The sequence below is a fragment of the Elstera litoralis genome, assembly GCF_000963705.1.
In the GTDB taxonomy this organism is placed as follows: Bacteria; Pseudomonadota; Alphaproteobacteria; order Elsterales; family Elsteraceae; genus Elstera; species Elstera litoralis.
Map to the genome: position 1 here is coordinate 1 of NZ_LAJY01000665.1, position 1,177 is coordinate 1,177.

At 54.9% G+C, this 1,177-nt stretch carries 1 protein-coding gene and 1 pseudogene; both read left to right on the plus strand.

Going from position 1 to position 1,177, the window contains the following annotated elements; translation table 11 throughout:
- The first annotated feature begins 107 nt into the window (after positions 1 to 107).
- Positions 108 to 527 carry a MucR family transcriptional regulator gene (locus tag VZ95_RS18775; RefSeq protein WP_045777221.1) on the plus strand — a complete coding sequence of 140 codons (420 nt, stop codon included), beginning with the start codon at positions 108 to 110 and terminating at the stop codon, positions 525 to 527.
- A gap of 238 nt (positions 528 to 765) precedes the next feature.
- Positions 766 to 1,153, plus strand: a pseudogene (locus VZ95_RS18780) (Fur family transcriptional regulator).
- Positions 1,154 to 1,177 lie beyond the last annotated feature (24 nt).

Consider the following 1,177-nt stretch of genomic DNA (forward strand, 5'->3'; position numbering starts at 1 on the left):
AGGCTTTGCATTCAATTTTTTTAAGGCATGGACTTGCAAAAAGATTGCAACAGCGCTCAAGGGGCTCTATACATTGCGCAGTATCAAGCGACATGGAATTGCTAACAATGTCGGATAGCAGCACTTCACGAGACCTTACTACGCTGACCACAAACGTGGTTGCGGCCTACTTGTCCAATAACTCCGTGCCTGTCGGAGATTTGCCGGGTCTTATCCGTCAAGTCTACGGCGCACTAACGAATTTGGGCACTCCTGTCGAAGTGGTTCCGGAGAAGCCGGTTCCAGCAGTGCCGGTAAAGAAATCGGTCACACCCGATTACATTATCTGTCTTGAAGACGGCAAAAAACTGAAGATGCTGAAGCGTCATCTGAAAACGGCCTTCAACATGACGCCGGAACAGTATCGGGAACGTTGGGATCTCCCCAGTGATTACCCGATGGTGGCTCCGAACTATGCAACGCAGCGGAGCTCGCTCGCCAAGCAAATTGGTTTGGGCACGCGGTCGCGGCGTGGTTTGGGCAAATAAGCTCAGGCGATTGCCAATTATACCGGCGGCGGGGGGAGAAATCCCTCCGCCGTTGTGCTTATAAGGGTTTGTTTTCGACGGCCCTTTCGGGTCGATGGGCTCCGATTCAATCGGTGCCCATAAGGTACGTGCGTGCGCCCGGCCTTTTCGAGTATAAGAAGGCGACTGAGGAGGGCTTTCCGTGCCACAGGAGACACTCTCGCGCCTCGAGCGCTTGTGCATCGATAAAGGGCTGAAGATGACCGAACAGCGGCGCATCATCGCCCGCGTTTTTGTCTGACGCGTCGGATCATCCCGACGTGGAAATGCTGTACCGCCGCGCGACCAGCCTCGACCCCCGCATTTCCATCGCCACGGTGTACCGCACCGTGCGCCTGCTGGAAGAGGCGAGCATTCTGGAGCGCCATGATTTTGGCGACGGGCGTGCCCGCTATGAAGAGCTTCCGGAAGAGCATCACGATCATTTGATCGATGTCGATTCCGGGGCCGTCATCGAGTTTCAAAATAGCGACATTGAAGAGTTGCAGCGCAAAATCGCTGAAACCTTGGGGTATCGGCTGGTCGATCACCGGCTCGAACTTTATGGGGTTCGGCTCGATAAGCCGGAACCGGGGAAAGGTACTTGATCCATATGGGACACGAGGTTGATC

Bases quoted from the DNA above. Each gene is read 5' to 3' on its own strand.
- VZ95_RS18775 (WP_045777221.1), top strand. From the start codon at position 108: ATGTCGGATAGCAGCACTTCACGAGACCTTACTACGCTGACCACAAAC.